The sequence below is a fragment of the Clostridium sp. LBM24168 genome (assembly GCF_052953915.1).
Map to the genome: position 1 here is coordinate 2175307 of NZ_CP196861.1, position 16518 is coordinate 2191824.

Here is a 16518-nt window from a genome sequence, read left to right on the forward strand (position 1 = left end):
ACCACTATAATACCACAAGCACTTATTATACTGCACATTATAATTAAACTTTTTATCATCCTATTATCCACCTGTTTAATTGTTTTGCAGCCCACAGAATACATACCAGCATCCCAATCCAATTCCCAGTCCTTTTTTTTGCTGTTCTATGACAAAATCCTTCATTCTATCCTTTTCAACCAGTATTACTTCTATATCTTCAGCTTCCTCCAGTTCCTGCCTGGGATTTATATTTTCAGGCAATTTCTCATCTATATCCACATTCACCAGTCTTATTGTATCTGAAAGAAGTGCGGCATTGGAATACAGGAGAGGACTTATAGATTTAACTCTTCCTATATATCCCGTTTCCTCTTTCAATTCTCTAAGTGCATTTTTTTCTATATCATCATTTTCCATAAGTCCTGCCGGAAATCCAATTATATAATTATCAACTACCGGCCTGTATTGCTTTATAAGTACATATCTATTGGAGGGAATCAGTCTGGCTACCATTACTACAGTATTTACAAAATTAGTTCTCTCTATGCTTTCCCATTTCAATTTTTCATTCTGTTTTCCTATATAAGTTATTTCATTTAATGATATCCACTTTCCCTTATATAGTACTTTTTTCGTTAATTTTCTCATAAATATTCCTCCTAAACAGATTTCATTTTTTTGACTTCTTCTCCTATTATTCTAAATCCTTTTTCTATATCTCCGTCGCTTGTCCTCGAAAATCCAAGTCTAAATGTATTTTTGCCTCCATCATCTACATAAAATAAATCTCCGGGAGTAAATATTACCTGCCTTCTGCAGCATCTTTCAAGAAGTTTTCTTGAATCTATATTCTCAATTTCCACAAAAACATGCAGACCTCCCTCTCCATATATTTTATCATAAGGAATATATTTTTTAGCAAATCCAACTGCCAACTCATATTTGTTCCTATAAAATTTCCTTGCCTTTTTAATGTACTTTTCAAAATTTCCTTCTTTAAGATAATCATAGAATACAGCCTGATCCAGAAAAGAGGTGTGTATGTTCCTGCCTCTCTTTGCACTTTCAAGATATCCTATAAGTTCTTTATCTGCAAGTATCCACCCTATTCTCAGACCCGGGAAGAGTATCTTTGAAAAGCTGCCTACATAAATCACACTATTACCACCACCGCTAAGTGCAGCAATTGGTGATACATGATCACTTAGATATCTCAGTTCTTCATTGAAACCATCCTCAATTATAGGAACATCATACTCTTTAAGAGTATTATACAATTTTGTTCTTTTTTCAGGAGACATTACAACCCCCATTGGGTTGTGATAGGACGGTATAAAATATGCCAAACTAAATTTGCGTTTTTTTAGATTTTCTCTTAAAGCATTAAGGTCTATCCCATCTTCATTCATCTTAATTCCTGTTATATTTAATCTATGCAGTTTCATAATCTTTATAGCCGTATTGTGAGTCGGATTTTCACATAATATATTATCTCCTTTATTTACAAGGCATGACAGTATAATATTAAATCCTTCTGTAAATCCATTAGTTACAAGTATATCTTTCCCGGAAACATCTATACCCTTGTCTGCCATATATTTGACAAGATATTCAATAAGTGGCTTATATCCCTGTGCATATCCATAATTCAATATTTTCCCGCCTTCTCGCGATACACAATTCAAAAATGATTTTTTAAAATTCTCAACATCAAATAACCTGTCATCAGGAGCTATACTTTTAAATGATATCATTCCTTTCTCCCACTTTATTTCGCTTTTGATTATATCCAATTTTTCTGATTCCCTTGCATAACTATTTATGCGCTTATTCCAGTCTATATTCCACTTTTCCTGAAAATCTACTTTTACATCAGATACAAAAGCTCCCTTTCCTTTCTTCATATGTACAAGGCCTTCATCTTTTAGAAAATCATAAGCACAAATAACTGTATTCCTGCTTACCTTCAATCTTGAAGACATTTCCCTGGTGGATGGAAGTTTTTCACCTGAAGTCATCATTCCTCTAAGTATCATATTTTTTATATAATTTTTTATCTGTATATAAACAGGACTTTTATCATCAATTTTTATATCAAAAAACATAATTATAAATTCACCTCTCTATATATTTTTACATAAATCAATACATAAATAAAGATGATATACTGTAATTTTTTACAATACATCATCTTTATTTATAAAATACTCAAAATTTAGTGTTAAAATGCAGGGATTATACTTCCCTTGTAATTATCCTCTATGAATTTCTTGATTTCAGGCGAATTTACCGCTTTCACAAGAGCCTTCACATAAGGTTTGTCTTTGTCTTCTTTCTTAACTGCAATTATATTTGCATAAGGTGACTCTTTTGATTCTATAGCAAGTGCATCTTTAGTTGGATTTAATTTTGCCTCTAATGCATAATTTGTATTTATAACTGCTGCATCTACATCACCCAATACCCTAGGAAGTTGTGGAGCATCTAACTCCTGAATCTTAAGGTTCTTCTTGTTTTCAGTTATATCCAACTTAGAAATAAGCTCTCCATCTTTAACCTTTACAAGCCCTTCACGTGCTAACAGTTTAAGAGCTCTGGAACCATTTGTGGCATCATTTGGTATTGCAATCTCAGCACCATCTTTGAGATCTTTTAAATTTTTAACCTTATTTGAATACACTCCCATTGGTTCAAGATGAACTTTTGCCACAGAAACTAAATCCGTACCATTTTTCTTATTATAGTCTTCCAGATATGGTATATGTTGAAAAAAATTTGCATCTAACTCACCAGACGCAAGTGCCTTATTTGGTGTTACATAATCTGTAAATTCTTTTATTTTAAGTTCATATCCTTCTTTTTGAAGTATAGGTTTTACCTTTTCAAGTATCTCTTCATGGGGTTTAGGCGTAGCCCCTATTGTTATATCCTTTTTTTCACTTTTTGATGTATCACTACTTCCAGTATTTCCTCCGTTGTTACTTCCGCATCCTGATAATGCTGCTAAAACGAATACAGAAGAAAATATAATTACCAGTATCTTTTTGATGTTTTTCATACAAGTTCCCCCTCAATTAATTTAATCAAAATAAAAACCCGAGAAAAATCCCGGGTTTGAAACCTTAATGATTTTCTCATCTTTCAGCTTTCGCTGTAGGAGTTAGCACCAATGTATATAATACTGGTTGCCGGACTTCATAGGGCCAATCCCTCCGCCTCTCTTGATAAGTTTATTTTGATTTACTTTTTCACGTAATTGATTATATCATCATGTATTTTATCTGTCAATGCAGTTCTCGACAATTTAGAACTTAAATAAAGAATAGCCTGTATAAATATTAATACATTATTTATGCAGGCTTCTATTTATCTATTTAATATTTTCATGATGCATAAATTTTCTTAGAAGCGACTTTACAGTTTTCTTTCATAGAATACTCAACTATATTATCCAGAAGTTGGCTGTAAGACATACCTACTGCTTTTGCACTCTTTGGAAATAGACTATTCTTTGTCATTCCCGAGAGTGTATTGAGTTCAAGTACATAAGGTATATTGTCCTTTATCATAAAATCAACTCTCACATATACTCTACACTTCAACACATCCCAACATCTAAGAGATATTTCTTCAATTTTACTTTGAAGTTTCTCTTCAAGCTGGACAATTATTTCATCTGAAGCACCTTCAGTATATTTTGCCTCATAATCAAAAAACTCTGTTTTCGGCTTTATTTGAATTAGTGGCAATGTCTTTCCGTTTAAAATACAGCAGGTGATCTCATCACCTTTTATATATTCCTCAATCATAACTTCCTCATCATACTTTAATGCCAAATTTACCGAGTACTCTATATCTTCTTTCCTTTTAACTATATTCGTCGCTACACTTGATCCTCCTGAATTTGGTTTTACAACCAGCGGATAACCCATTTCACCCAGATAGTCATAATCTATTTCATCTGTTGATTTGACACAAATCCATCTTGCAGTTTTGATTCCAGCACTCTTCAATACCTTTTTTGTCATGTCCTTATCCATACATATGGAACTTGTAAGTGGCCCACAGCCAGAATAAGGTATATCTAAAGTTTCCAGCACAGATTGGACAGTCCCATCTTCTCCAAATTTTCCATGAAGTGCTATAAAGGCAAAATCCATACTTCCTGTTTTATCTATTATATCTCGCTTATTATCTATAACAATTGGAACTACTGTATACTTATTTCTATCAAAGCAACTCATTATTTCTTTCCCAGAATCTAGTGATACTTCTCTTTCTGAGGATATTCCCCCCATAATAACTCCTATTTTCATATCAATTCCTCCGCTAAATACTGTTTGTAATACCCTTCATCTTCTATTTTACACATCATCCAATATAAAAAAAGAGCCACCCAATAAACATTTTCAACCTGTTGTGGTTCCCTGATTTTCCATAGAGCTCAAAATATCATTCATGTCTGCAATGGCTAACCCGATGGAGCTGTCTGCTATCCCATAATATATATATAACTTACTTTTTATTTTCACAGCTCCACAAGGGAAAACAACATTTGAAAAAAATCCTTCTGTTTCATAATGCTCATAGGGATATAAAATTGCTTCCTTACTGCGCCCAATAACCTTTGAAGGATCATTTATATCCAGCAGAAGTGCTCCCATGGAATAGCACTCATTTTCGTCTACTCCATGATATAATTCTAGCCATCCAACATCTGTTCTTATAGGTGGTGCACCTGCACCTATTTTTTTAGAATCCCAGCAATTCTCCCTTGTGCATGCCAATAGCTTGTGGTTTCCCCAATTTATCAGATTGTCGGATTCAGATATCCAGATCATAGGTTTTCCAGTACTTCTGGATACCGGTCTATTCAGTGCAAAGTATTTTCCTCCTATTTTTTCTGGAAAGATTACCACATCTTTGTTCTCAGTATTAAATATATTACCCAACTTTCTATAATTTTTGAAATCTTCTGTAACAATCAAGCTCACTACTATTCCATATTTGGAAACTGCACTATAGGTAATATAATATCTGCCATCTATCTTGGTTATCCGAGGATCTTCTATTCCAAAACTTTCATACTTGTTTCCCGGGAAAATAAATGGTCTGTCATCTACATCGAAATTTATACCATCCCTGCTCCTTGCAAGCCTTATGTGAGAAATAGAAGTAAGGTACTCAAAATCGTATGGTTCTTTTACATTTTTTATTACACGTGAATCACTAAAATCGTAATTTTTATTTCTCTTATTTATAGTCACAGTTGTCAAAAATCCACCCTCTGAATCTACAACTGGTATTTTCAAAAAATTATCATTGACATTTTCAGTCACCTCAGCAGTTCTAAATGCTAGTACTACTTGATCTCCATATACAGTGGCTCCAGGATTAAATGCTCCTATAACCTTAAGATTCTCACACGAAGGTTTAACGTCTTCAGCTTTTATAATAGGATTAAATTTATATCTCTTTATATTCATTTCTCCCCCTATATCAAAAAATTTCCAAAGCTCCATTTTGATCTTTATCCATATATTTATAAAATGGATTATCTATTTCAATTGTCTGGGCTTCAATGTCACTTATTCCAGCATACAGTACCGCCTTTTTGCCATGGAAAATAAGTCCCCCACCAAATACTACATCATATAACATTTTGTCTTTACTAGGTCCAGGCAGGAAGTCTTTCCTTTCTGCAATTATACAGACATCCTTATATGTCATGGAATTGATATCAAGGACAAATGTCATAGAATAATAGTGTTTCATTCCGGTTTCATCAATTTTTGCTATATGACCAAGTAATCCTATATTATTTTCATCAATTGGATAAATACTGTTTATTCCACCCCATTCCTCATCACTAAAAAAGTCATTCAAAATAGGTGCATCTTCAATAACGCCTATACTTAAATCATTCAATCTCTTTATTTTTATAAATCCTATTTTCCCTTTTCCTCCTCTGGCCCCCTGTGGGCGTGTCAAAACACCTATACTTCCATCTTTAAGTTCAGTTATACGGAGATCTTTCATTCCATCTGGACCTACAAAGAAAAGTTTTAAATGAAAAATATCCTTTCCCTTATATATTATAGTTCTCCATATTAAATTATAAGGATTATTTATATCCTTGAACACTTCAACTCCTCCCACTATCATGTCATCTCCTATTTTAGTAAAAAATGGATCCTCAAGATTCATAACAGGTGACTCTATTATATGACACCATGCATCCTGATATTTTTCAAAAAATGAAACCATTGAATCATTGCCCATTTTAGATTCGACCCTTCCTGCTATAACAACTCTTCCTCTATTTATAAATGGTGCAGTTATATTATAAATATCTTTGTTAAATATACCTATAAATTTCACCCTTTTCGCAACTTTCTCTGTTTTTTTATCTCTATATTTTTTCAATAAATTGTCACAAGTAATTATCATTTGAATTTACACCTTTCTAAAATTAATTTATAGCCTTGAGCATAACTCTAAGGCACTCATTTCTCTAGCCCGATAAGGGCTATTTTTTTCTATCACTAAAATTTATATCATAGGATTTCCTCAACTTTTGTCGAATTTTTAAAATATCACATAATAAAAACACTAAAAGGAGGAAATCTCTATGTACCAACGTCAAGAAATCTTTAATATAATTGAGCTTTTCACTTCACAAAACACAATAAACTTCTACACAGATATTTTTGAAAATATTAATTTATCTTCATTACCCGATAGGGTTCCTTCCAAATACGGACCTGTCGGTTTCTCAAGACACGCTCTTTTCAGAGCTTTTATAGTCATGAAATGTGAGAAGTTTGCTCAAATTACTGATCTTAAAGATTTTTTAGAAAATAATTTAATCATTGCACAACTTTGTGGCTTTGACATTCTTAAACCACTTCCTTCATACAGGACCTTTCAAAGGTTCATAAAGAATATCGAAAACTCTTGTTTGAAAGAAATTATGAAACATCAGGTAAATACTCTCAAGAAACTTGGCTTTATAGACAACAACTTTATATCTGTTGATACAACTCCAGTTAAAGCAAACACTAAACTTAATAACCCTAAATGCTTCGCATCAAACAAATTTTCAAAGAAGAATAATCCAAAGTCTGATAAAGATTGTAAACTTGGAGTACATACTGCAAATAATTCCATGAACGTTAAAATCAATGATAACTCCAATAAATCAAGTAAGAAATATGAATTTTACTGGGGTTATAAAAACCACGTTATCTGTGATGCAATATCCGGACTCCCTATAGATGAATATACAAGTACTGCTGATATCAATGAAATTTCTACCTTGACTAAATTTCTTTCAGGTACAAATAGCTGGTTTTCACTTAATGGAAGTTATGTTGTCGCAGATAAAGGCTATGATTCAAAGTTAAATCATAATTTTATAAAAAACAACTTGAAAGGTCTTGCCTTTATTGCCATTAACAAAAGAGGGAAAAAAAATCCTAAATTAACTTCCACTGGCAACATTATTTGTCAAGGCGGTCTAGCCATGCATAAAGATGGACGACAGTATTTTGATTCATACATCAAGCAAAAATTTTGCTGCCCATTTAAAAAATCTAAAGATGATTCACTGTGTCCCTGCAAACATGAAAAATATTTCAATGGCAGGAAAAACAGAGGATGTATCCGTTATATCAGCAAAGGTACTGACTACAGGGCTTCAATTAATCATGAGTCTAAATTTTTTAAAACCATCTACAGCCTGAGGACAGAATCTGAAAGATATAATTCCAGATGGAAAAAGCTTAATAACGAAAGAGCTTATGTCAGAAATATAAATTCTGTATCAAACTTAAATACTGTAGGACATATATGCCTTCTGACAACTGCGATAGCAGCTATAAAATCTGGTAACTCTGATAAAACCAGATCCCTATCGGGATTAAAAAGAATAGCTTAATTTAAAACCTATTATTTTTTAGCATCAACTTTTACCCTAGGGATACTCTGCCAATTTTTATATTGTAATTAATTGTAAAGTATATTTTTCATAAAAAGCTGTAATTTTTATTCTTCAATCAATAATATTTCCTTTTTCTTGTATTTAATTTTTTAGTTATGTTCATGTCTATTAATTTATATATTCTCAATAATTATTATAAGTATAATTACATAATAATAAACCCCTACTTATTAAAAAAGTAGGGGAAATATATTTTACAGTGCTGCCTTATATATATTTATAACATCATCTTTGGAAAGAGGTTTGAATTCGCCGACCTTTCCTGCTCTAGTAGCTCCTTGGGCCATTCTTTCAAAATTTTCCTCTCCTATGTTTAAATCACTCAGCCTAGACGGAAGTCCCAAAAGATTAAAGAACTCTCTCGTCTTTTCTATTGCTTTACTAGCTATAGAAAATTTATCCTCACTCTTTTCTACATTCCATACATTAACACCATATTCCACAAAACTATCCACAGTATTTTCATCCAGAACATATTCCATCCAATAAGGTGTCAATATAGCCAATCCTACTCCATGTGTAATATCATAAAATGCACTCAGCTCATGCTCCATTGGATGTACACTCCATCCTTTGACTTTTCCATAAGTTAGGAGTCCATTTATAGCAAGACTTGAAGTCCACATTAAATTTGCTCTTGCTTCATAGTTATCAGGCTGTTCAAGCGCTATTGGTCCGTATTTTATACAAGTGCTTAAAAGACCTTCAGCCATTTTATCCTGAACATATGCACCTTCTGTATTATTGAAATATATTTCAAGTATATGGCTAATTATATCCGCAGTTCCTGCTGCAGTTTGTTTTTCTGGTACAGTAAATGTATAGGTTGGATCTAATATAGAAAATTTCGGTGCTATATATTGACTTCGAGTGCCTAGTTTTTCTTTCGTATCTTCATTTGTAATTACTGCAAATATATCCATTTCAGAACCCGTAGCAGCTAAAGTCAATATACTTCCAATAGGTAAAGCTTTTTTTATTTTAGATGGATCAGTAACTATATCCCAGGGATCTCCTCCATAGTAAAACCCTGCTGATATTACCTTGGAGCAATCAATTACACTTCCTCCACCAATTGCCAGTATAAAATCTATTCTGTTTTCCCTGCATATTTGTACTCCCTGTCTTACACTTGATATTCTTGGATTCGGATCAACTCCAGATAGCTCCCAGAACTTTATTTTGTTTTCTTTTAAAATTTTAATGGCAGTATCATATATTCCATTTTTCTTAATACTTCCTCCGCCATATACCAAAAGAACTTTAGAACCATATCTCTTTATGTTTTTTCCCAAAACACTTATCTGTCCTTTTCCAAAAAAAATTTCAGTAGGAATTGAGTAATGGAAATTAATCAAATTTAAACATCTCCTTTTTATGAAGACAATTGTACAGAAAATTCTCTGTAATCTACATTTTATTATTTTGCCTTACTTAATATTATATAACATAAATAACCATAAGCAAAACCATACTTATGGCTATTTATCTGAATATCAAAGCCTATTTTAAAATTTTTAATGCCCTATCAACTACATTTTCTACTGTAAATCCAAATTCTTTAAATAATATATTGGCTGGTGCAGAGGCTCCAAAATGATCTATTGATACAATATCTCCATCTAATCCAACATATTTATGCCATCCAAAGGAAGATGCTGCTTCTACAGCCAATCTCTTTCTCACATTTTTTGGAAGAATGCTTTCTTTATAAGAATCACTTTGCTTATCAAACACTTCAAAGGAAGGCATGCTTACCACCCTTACATCTATCCCTTTTTTAGAAAGTTCATCTGATGCCTTGTATACAAGTTCTACTTCAGACCCTGTAGCCATAAGTATTATATCAGGCACAGATTTTTTAGAATTCTTTAATATGTACCCTCCCCTTAAGGCATCAATGCCTGTCTCCTCGTATAGGGGTAAACTTTGCCTTGTAAGGACTAAACATGTAGGTCCATCAGCCTTTGTAAGAGCATAATCCCAGGCTGCCGCTGTCTCCCTTGAATCCGCAGGCCTAAAAACCGTCATATTAGGTATACTTCTTACCGCAGCCAACTGCTCAATTGGTTCATGAGTTGGGCCATCTTCACCTACTCCAATACTATCATGTGTAAGGACATAAGTTACGGGCAATTTCATAAGAGCAGATAATCTCATGGCACCTTTCATATAATCTGTAAACACAAAGAAAGTTGCTATAAATACTTTTAGTCCCCCATACAAGGTTATTCCATTTGCTATAGCCGCCATAGCATGCTCTCTTATTCCAAAATGAAGATTTCTTCCTGATCTGTTATTTATAGAAAAATCTCCTTGTCCATCCATATTTGTTTTATTGGATGGTGCTAAATCAGCTGACCCTCCTATGAGATTTGGAATTATTTTGTCAAGTTTGTTCAATAACTTTCCAGAAGAGGCCCTAGTTGCCATAGGTTTGTCAAATTCCCACAAATCTTTTTCTGTATCCAAATTAGCTGCTATTTTCCCACTTAACCATATATTTAATTCTTCTGACAATTCAGGGTACTTTTTATCGTATTCAGCCCTTAGCTCTTTCCACTTCCCTTCTTCAGCATTCATTTTTTCTATCTTTTCATCTAAAAAGTTTCTCACTTCATTAGGAACATAAAACTCCTTATCATAATTCCATCCCAAAAATTTTTTTGCAGCTTTCAAATTTTCCTCTCCTAAAGGTTCACCATGAGCTGAAGACTTACCTTGTTTTTCCGGACAACCATATCCTATCTGAGTTTTTACTATTATTACACTTGGCTTACTTTCCTCAGCTTTGGCTTCTTTTATAGCTGAATCTATTTTATCTACACTGTTTCCCTCTTCAACCTTTAATGCCTGCCACCCACATGCCTCAAACTTTTTTGCTACATCTTCCGAAACTGCAAGATCCGTACTCCCTTCTATAGTTATGTTGTTACAATCATATATAAGTATCAGCTTCCCAAGCCCCAGATTTCCTGCAAGAGATATTGCCTCTAATGCAACACCTTCCATGAGACATCCATCACCTGTCAACACAAATGTATAATTATCTATTATATCAAATCCAGGTCTGTTAAACTTGGCAGACATAAATTGCTCTGCCATAGCCATTCCAACTGCATTTCCAACTCCCTGCCCAAGCGGTCCTGTAGTAGTTTCAACACCTATTGTATGGCCATATTCTGGATGTCCAGGAGTCTTGCTGTTCCACTGGCGGAAACCTTTTAAATCATCTGTTGTCAAGCCATAGTTGAACAGATGCAGTAAAGAATATAGCATTGCTGAAGCATGACCTGCCGAAAGAACAAATCTATCCCTGCCTATCCAATTTGGATCCTTAGGATTATGTTTCATATTTCTACCCCAAATTGCATATGCTTCAGGAGCTGCACCCATTGGAAGTCCTGGATGACCTGAATTTGCTTTTTGTACCATTTCTGCTGAAAGTATTCTTATATTATTTACTATCAAATCCTCTACGTTTTTCATATACATTTCACTCCTCGCCTTATTGAAAGCTAAATTTATATTTTAACAACATCTAAAAATGTGAATGCAAATCTCTTTTTATATGACTATTATATTGTACAAAAGTTTTTGTTTATATTCAACTTATTTGCGCCTATAGTATAATGTAATTAGATTTAATCCGTAAAAATTTTGAAATAATTATAAGCTAAATATTACTGTGCATCCTGTATCATGTTCAATCTTCTCTTTTATCAATTGAACTTTTTCTTCAGGTTCCGAGTTTTTTAATTTTAAAGTCACCGTTAAATCAACTATGTTAAAGGATGGATTCTTTTTCAGTCTTACATTTTGAATACTACAGAGTAGTTTTATTCCATTTATTATCTGGTTCTGGTTCACACTACTTGATATTTTCATGCTCCATCCAGTTATATTTCCCAATTCAGTTATATCATTTTCATATTTCTTGCCTATCATAGGTGTTATAAAACCAAGCTCTATATATTTTTCACCTTTATTAGACTTTATACTTTTCCTATATGGTTTAAATTCTTTATCCTTAAATACACTGTCAATTAAATTTAATGCCTTGTTTTGCTCCATAGCAGTACCACTTTTATTATTTTCTAAAGTTACCTCTTTGTCCATGACCTTAACTGGCAATTTGAATATAAGTTTAAGTCCTGTACATTTAGTAAACTTTTCCAAAATATTTTTGTCAACATAAAAATTTGAATTTAAATTAACCTCAACTTTATTTTCATCAAGCTTATAAGAGATTTTTTTTATATCAGCTCCATACAATATTTTATTTATAATACTGGAGGCCTCATTTATATTTACGGAATTCGAAATTTCAACATTCCATTCAGTATCTTTTTTAAATTTATCCATTACATCATATATTTGTCTTTTTACTATTGATGGAAAATCAAAATTCAAAATAATATTCTTTTGTCCATAGATAAAACTGGCCTTTTTAAATTTAAAATCTCCAAAATATTCATTTACCAAATCGTTTAATTCATTTGGCTTCAATTCTCTTGGTTTCAATAGTTCAGCTACTTCATAATCTAGTTTAGGTCTAAACATGAATAATCTTCTCATATCATTTTCAAAGTAAATGGAACTTATTAAATTTTGCTGAAAATTTGATATAGCTTCTAAATTACCATTCAAATTCCTACAACCTGTCCAAATAAACGCAAGTTCTTCTACAGTAAAAAACTTTTGCCCATAATTATCCAGCACAAATTTCCAGAGTTTTTTCATATCTATTTTATTTAATGGAATATCTTCTTTCATAATTCTTTTTATTTGTCTGCTAATCTGTTTTCTAGGATTATTTATATTTACACAATAATTTTCACCACACTTTGGAGAATATACCCTGGATCTGATTTCACAGGAAATTTCTTTTGAAAAATTTTCAATTATCTTACCATCTCCATGAACCATAAATATATTCCTAGGTGAAAGTATTTTTATTAAAGATTTTATTTCTCCTTTATCACTATGGGCCGAAAGTCCAACTTTCTCCACCCTACATCTTACAGGTATTAACTTCCCATTCAATTCTAATTTTCTATCCTTTTTTTCTAAAAGATTTAAAAGCTTTCTTCCAGGAGACTCCTCATCCTGGTAGCCAGTTATAATTATATATGAACTTTCAACAGGAGCCAATTTTTCCGCATAATACTGGCTAAATCCTCCCGTGAGCATTCCAGAACTTGAAATTATAATACAGCTCTCTCCATCTTCTACTATTTTTTCCCTGTTCTCTTTATTTTTAACCGGAATTATATTGTCATCATAAAAAGGTTCCATTCCTCTGAGTATCTTTTTTCCCAAAGAATTCTTGAGATAAAGAGGGCCTAATTTGTAAATTTTGTTTATATCTCTTATCATTCCATCCACATATACCTTTATACCTTTGATTTTGCCATTATTTATGGCTCTTTTTATCATGAGTATTATCTCCTGTGCTCTTCCAAGTGCAAAAGCCGGAATTAACATTTTACCACCATTTAAGGCACACTCATTTACTACCTTTATGAGTCTTTCTTCTTCTACTTCCCTGTTTGAATGAAGTCTGTCTCCATATGTAGTTTCAAAAATTCCTACATCAGGTCTAAGTTTCGGCAATTTTAGCCCATCTACGGTTCTCTGTGAGAATATAGAGAAATCTCCAGAATAGAATACCGTTCCTTCAGGCGATTTTATATATATACACGAAGCCCCTGCTATATGCCCAGCTGCATAAAAACACAGTTTCATGTCCTGAAATATAGAAAATTCCACCATATAATTTACCGGAAACACTCTGCTTAGCATGGATTTTACATCCTTCTCTGCATAGAGTGGAATTTCTATTTCCCTATTATTCATTATTTTCAGGCTATCATACAGCAGGACCTTCATAAGATACTTTGTCATTACATTAGTATATATTCTAGCCATAGGATATTCCTTGCTTATTATTGGAAGGCATCCTATATGATCCATATGTGCATGGCTTATTACTATTGCATCTATTCCGCCATTTTCCTGAATAATCTTAAAATCTGGAATTGGATCCTTGGAAGAACTCTGTCTTATTCCACAGTCAAGAAGTATATTTTTATTACAAATATTCAATAATATGCAGCTCCCTCCGACTTCATGAGCTCCTCCTAAGAATGAAATCTCCACTTATATCACCCGCCATCTGTTAAAATAGATTTCGTTTATTGAAATATTATAACATATATGTAGTAAGAATTATAAAATGAAAAATAGCAATTTCAAATGTATAATAATAGTATTATTTTAATATTTTTTGTAAAAATCAATATAAATAGTAATTAAGAGCAATAGCTACATATTCTAAGAAATAATCACTTAATCATCTCTAAATTTATATATCATACTTTGATTTTATAAATATTTTAAATTATAATAGTCGTTACATAAATTAAATGTCAAGATGGAAAGAAGTAATTAAGGATGCTAGGAAGAGAAACAGTGGTTGGTGCGAATTGTTTGGCATGCTTTATGAAATACATTCCTGAACTGCAGGCTGAGTTATGTAATATGTAGGCTGCGCCGGTTAGCTTCCGTTAATAGTAAGAGAAGAACAATAATATTTGTTTTTAAAATAGGGTGGTACCACGATTATTTCGTCCCTTAAATCTGGTACTTTTTTTATTTTAATTTTTATTGTTCAAAATAGGGTGGTACCACGACTATTTCGTCCCTTGGCCAGGGACGTTTTTTTTTGCTCTTTTACACTATTTTAAATAATAGAAACCAGATAGGAGGAAATTATAAAATGAATATATCTTTAATAATAATTATTATCTACATATTTATGCTTTTCGTTATAAGCTTTTTTGCCAGGAAAAGAGCTGCAAAAGGAGGAGAAAGTTATACTCTAGCTGGACGTCAGCTTACAACTCCACTTGTAGCTTGTTCACTTATAGGACTTGCTATTGGTGGTGCATCCACAATAGGTGTAGCTGAACAGGCCTATGATATAGGATTATCGGCAGGATGGTACAATGTGGCCTGGGGATTCGGCGCCATAATAATGGGCATAGGGATAGCCGGTAAATACAGAAGGTTCAATGTATCTACAGTACCTGAACTATTTGGGAAATTTTATGATGAAAAGGGCAGACTCATTTGTGTAATATGCCAGATAATTATTCTGATTGTAGTTGTATCCCTGCAATACATAGCCGGCGGAGCCATTCTCTCCTCTTTGCTTCCTGAAATATTCACCATTAAAACCGGTATGATTATAAGTGCATGCGTTTTTATAGGAATAACTTTCATAGGAGGAATGTGGTCCTCTGGATTGTGTAATCTTTTTAATGTACCTTTAAAATATACAGGTATCATAATATGTACCCTGCTTGCTGTTGCTTCAAGAGGTGGATTACAAAATATAAAATTACAGCTTCCCCAGAACATACCTTATTTCAGTCCTGTTCAAGGTACCGGAATATGGATAATTATAAGCTGGTTTCTGATTATGGCTACACAGGTCATGTCCATGCAAGGTCCGGTACAACTGGCCTTTGCGGCTAAAGATCCTAAAGTAGCAAGAAAAGGTTTCATCATAGCCGGTCTTCTTATGATACCCATAGGTTTCTTATGCTCCATAATCGGTATGGCCGCTAAAACCGCCTTTCCCGATGTAAGTGCTACCATGGCACTCCCTAAAATGATACTTTCATTAAATCCTTTTGCAGCAGGAATAACACTTGCAGCACTTTGGGCTGCAGATGTATCCACAGCTTGTAATTTGCTTCTGGGATCATCCACATTATTTACAAACGACATCTACAAAAAGTTTTTAAATCCTAAAATAAATGATCATAAATTAATTGTAATGACAAAGGCATTTGTTGTAGTTATTGGCATATTTACTTTTATTTTAGCTCTATCCATGTCAGGAATACTAAAAACCATATCTGTAGGGCTGAGTCTTTGTACCGCTTTTACACTTGTATTTCTGTTTACCGTATTTGCTCCTAAATTTTGCAGAAAAAGCTCCGCATTTTTTACTACCTTGGTCAGCATAATAGTTTTATTTTTATGGCAACTGTTACCTGCATTTAGGATATTTCCCCATGTAATATACATGGAGTGGATAGTATGTCTCATAACATTTTTTTTAATATCCATAATTGATAAAAATAGAATATCCATTTAATAATTCCGAAACGGCAGAAAAAGGATATTTCCAAAATTCCTGAAAAAGAATTCTGGAAATATCCTTTTGTCATACCTTTATTGATCAACAGTAGGATCGCTACCTAATGTTTCCTGCACCTTATCATTTATGGAAACAGTCCCGCCGATTAAAATCAGATTTTTATAACCGGTTGTGTCCAGATATTCTTTCTGCACCTCAATATTTTGTCCGTCTGCAAGTATTATGGGAGCATTCAATTTTTTAGATAGAACACTTCCAAGAAGTGCATCTGGGAAATCATTTCCACTTGCTATAATTACATTAATTTTCTAACAGTTTTACAAGCTGACTGAATTTTGTATTATTATAATATAATATCGTA

Annotated in this window: 12 protein-coding genes, 1 riboswitch and 1 other annotated feature; of the genes, 2 read left to right on the forward strand and 10 right to left on the reverse strand. The window is 32.9% G+C overall.

Features of this window, described 5'->3' with window-relative positions; genetic code table 11:
• Positions 1–75: 75 nt before the first annotated feature.
• The 6 genes from ACSVC9_RS10850 to ACSVC9_RS10875 form a co-directional block, all read right to left on the reverse strand.
• The gene (locus ACSVC9_RS10850; protein ID WP_446897508.1) at positions 76–630 is read right to left on the reverse strand and encodes an NUDIX domain-containing protein; all 555 of its coding nucleotides are present in this window, start codon (positions 628–630) and stop codon (positions 76–78) included.
• An 11-nt stretch (positions 631–641) separates the two neighbouring features.
• On the reverse strand, positions 642–2087 hold the full coding sequence (pdxR, locus tag ACSVC9_RS10855) for a MocR-like pyridoxine biosynthesis transcription factor PdxR (RefSeq protein ID WP_446897509.1): 1446 nt from the start codon (positions 2085–2087) through the stop codon (positions 642–644).
• A 116-nt stretch (positions 2088–2203) separates the two neighbouring features.
• Positions 2204–3040 carry a MetQ/NlpA family ABC transporter substrate-binding protein gene (locus ACSVC9_RS10860; protein WP_446897510.1) on the reverse strand — a complete coding sequence of 279 codons (837 nt, stop codon included), beginning with the start codon at positions 3038–3040 and terminating at the stop codon, positions 2204–2206.
• 73 nt (positions 3041–3113) lie between these two features.
• Positions 3114–3213, reverse strand: a riboswitch (SAM riboswitch).
• 152 nt (positions 3214–3365) lie between these two features.
• Positions 3366–4298 carry a D-alanine--D-alanine ligase gene (locus ACSVC9_RS10865; protein ID WP_446897511.1) on the reverse strand — a complete coding sequence of 311 codons (933 nt, stop codon included), beginning with the start codon at positions 4296–4298 and terminating at the stop codon, positions 3366–3368.
• Positions 4299–4391: 93 nt separating this feature from the next.
• Entirely contained in the window at positions 4392–5468 is a 1077-nt protein-coding gene (locus ACSVC9_RS10870) for a glycoside hydrolase family 130 protein (RefSeq protein WP_446897512.1), read from the reverse strand.
• A 13-nt stretch (positions 5469–5481) separates the two neighbouring features.
• Entirely contained in the window at positions 5482–6432 is a 951-nt protein-coding gene (locus ACSVC9_RS10875; protein WP_446897513.1) for a DUF1861 family protein, read from the reverse strand.
• Positions 6433–6613: 181 nt separating this feature from the next.
• Here ACSVC9_RS10875 and ACSVC9_RS10880 point away from each other — a divergent pair, with 181 nt between their 5' ends.
• Entirely contained in the window at positions 6614–7921 is a 1308-nt protein-coding gene (locus ACSVC9_RS10880) for a transposase (protein ID WP_446897050.1), read from the forward strand.
• A gap of 257 nt (positions 7922–8178) precedes the next feature.
• Here the strand turns inward: ACSVC9_RS10880 and ACSVC9_RS10885 are convergent, their stop codons facing one another.
• From ACSVC9_RS10885 to ACSVC9_RS10895, 3 genes are all read right to left on the reverse strand, one after another.
• A complete protein-coding gene (locus tag ACSVC9_RS10885) occupies positions 8179–9342 on the reverse strand; it encodes an iron-containing alcohol dehydrogenase (RefSeq protein WP_446897514.1) in 1164 nt (387 codons plus the stop codon).
• Between the two features lie 145 nt (positions 9343–9487).
• Entirely contained in the window at positions 9488–11473 is a 1986-nt protein-coding gene (tkt, locus tag ACSVC9_RS10890) for a transketolase (RefSeq protein ID WP_446897515.1), read from the reverse strand.
• A 180-nt stretch (positions 11474–11653) separates the two neighbouring features.
• Positions 11654–14146 carry an MBL fold metallo-hydrolase gene (locus tag ACSVC9_RS10895; protein ID WP_446897516.1) on the reverse strand — a complete coding sequence of 831 codons (2493 nt, stop codon included), beginning with the start codon at positions 14144–14146 and terminating at the stop codon, positions 11654–11656.
• A 262-nt stretch (positions 14147–14408) separates the two neighbouring features.
• Positions 14409–14624 (forward strand) — a binding site (T-box leader).
• Between the two features lie 141 nt (positions 14625–14765).
• On the opposite strand from ACSVC9_RS10895, the gene ACSVC9_RS10900 reads away from it, so the two are divergent.
• On the forward strand, positions 14766–16154 hold the full coding sequence (locus ACSVC9_RS10900; protein WP_446897517.1) for a sodium:solute symporter family protein: 1389 nt from the start codon (positions 14766–14768) through the stop codon (positions 16152–16154).
• A 77-nt stretch (positions 16155–16231) separates the two neighbouring features.
• On the opposite strand, the gene ACSVC9_RS10905 is transcribed toward ACSVC9_RS10900, so the two are convergent.
• The gene (locus ACSVC9_RS10905) at positions 16232–16393 is read right to left on the reverse strand and encodes a cell wall-binding repeat-containing protein (protein ID WP_446897518.1); all 162 of its coding nucleotides are present in this window, start codon (positions 16391–16393) and stop codon (positions 16232–16234) included.
• Positions 16394–16518: the final 125 nt, after the last annotated feature.

Bases quoted from the DNA above. Each gene is read 5' to 3' on its own strand.
- ACSVC9_RS10850 (WP_446897508.1), bottom strand. From the start codon at position 630: ATGAGAAAATTAACGAAAAAAGTACTATATAAGGGAAAGTGGATATCA.
- pdxR (WP_446897509.1), bottom strand. From the start codon at position 2,087: ATGTTTTTTGATATAAAAATTGATGATAAAAGTCCTGTTTATATACAG.
- ACSVC9_RS10860 (WP_446897510.1), bottom strand. From the start codon at position 3,040: ATGAAAAACATCAAAAAGATACTGGTAATTATATTTTCTTCTGTATTC.
- ACSVC9_RS10865 (WP_446897511.1), bottom strand. From the start codon at position 4,298: ATGAAAATAGGAGTTATTATGGGGGGAATATCCTCAGAAAGAGAAGTA.
- ACSVC9_RS10870 (WP_446897512.1), bottom strand. From the start codon at position 5,468: ATGAATATAAAGAGATATAAATTTAATCCTATTATAAAAGCTGAAGAC.
- ACSVC9_RS10875 (WP_446897513.1), bottom strand. From the start codon at position 6,432: ATGATAATTACTTGTGACAATTTATTGAAAAAATATAGAGATAAAAAA.
- ACSVC9_RS10880 (WP_446897050.1), top strand. From the start codon at position 6,614: ATGTACCAACGTCAAGAAATCTTTAATATAATTGAGCTTTTCACTTCA.
- tkt (WP_446897515.1), bottom strand. From the start codon at position 11,473: ATGAAAAACGTAGAGGATTTGATAGTAAATAATATAAGAATACTTTCA.
- ACSVC9_RS10900 (WP_446897517.1), top strand. From the start codon at position 14,766: ATGAATATATCTTTAATAATAATTATTATCTACATATTTATGCTTTTC.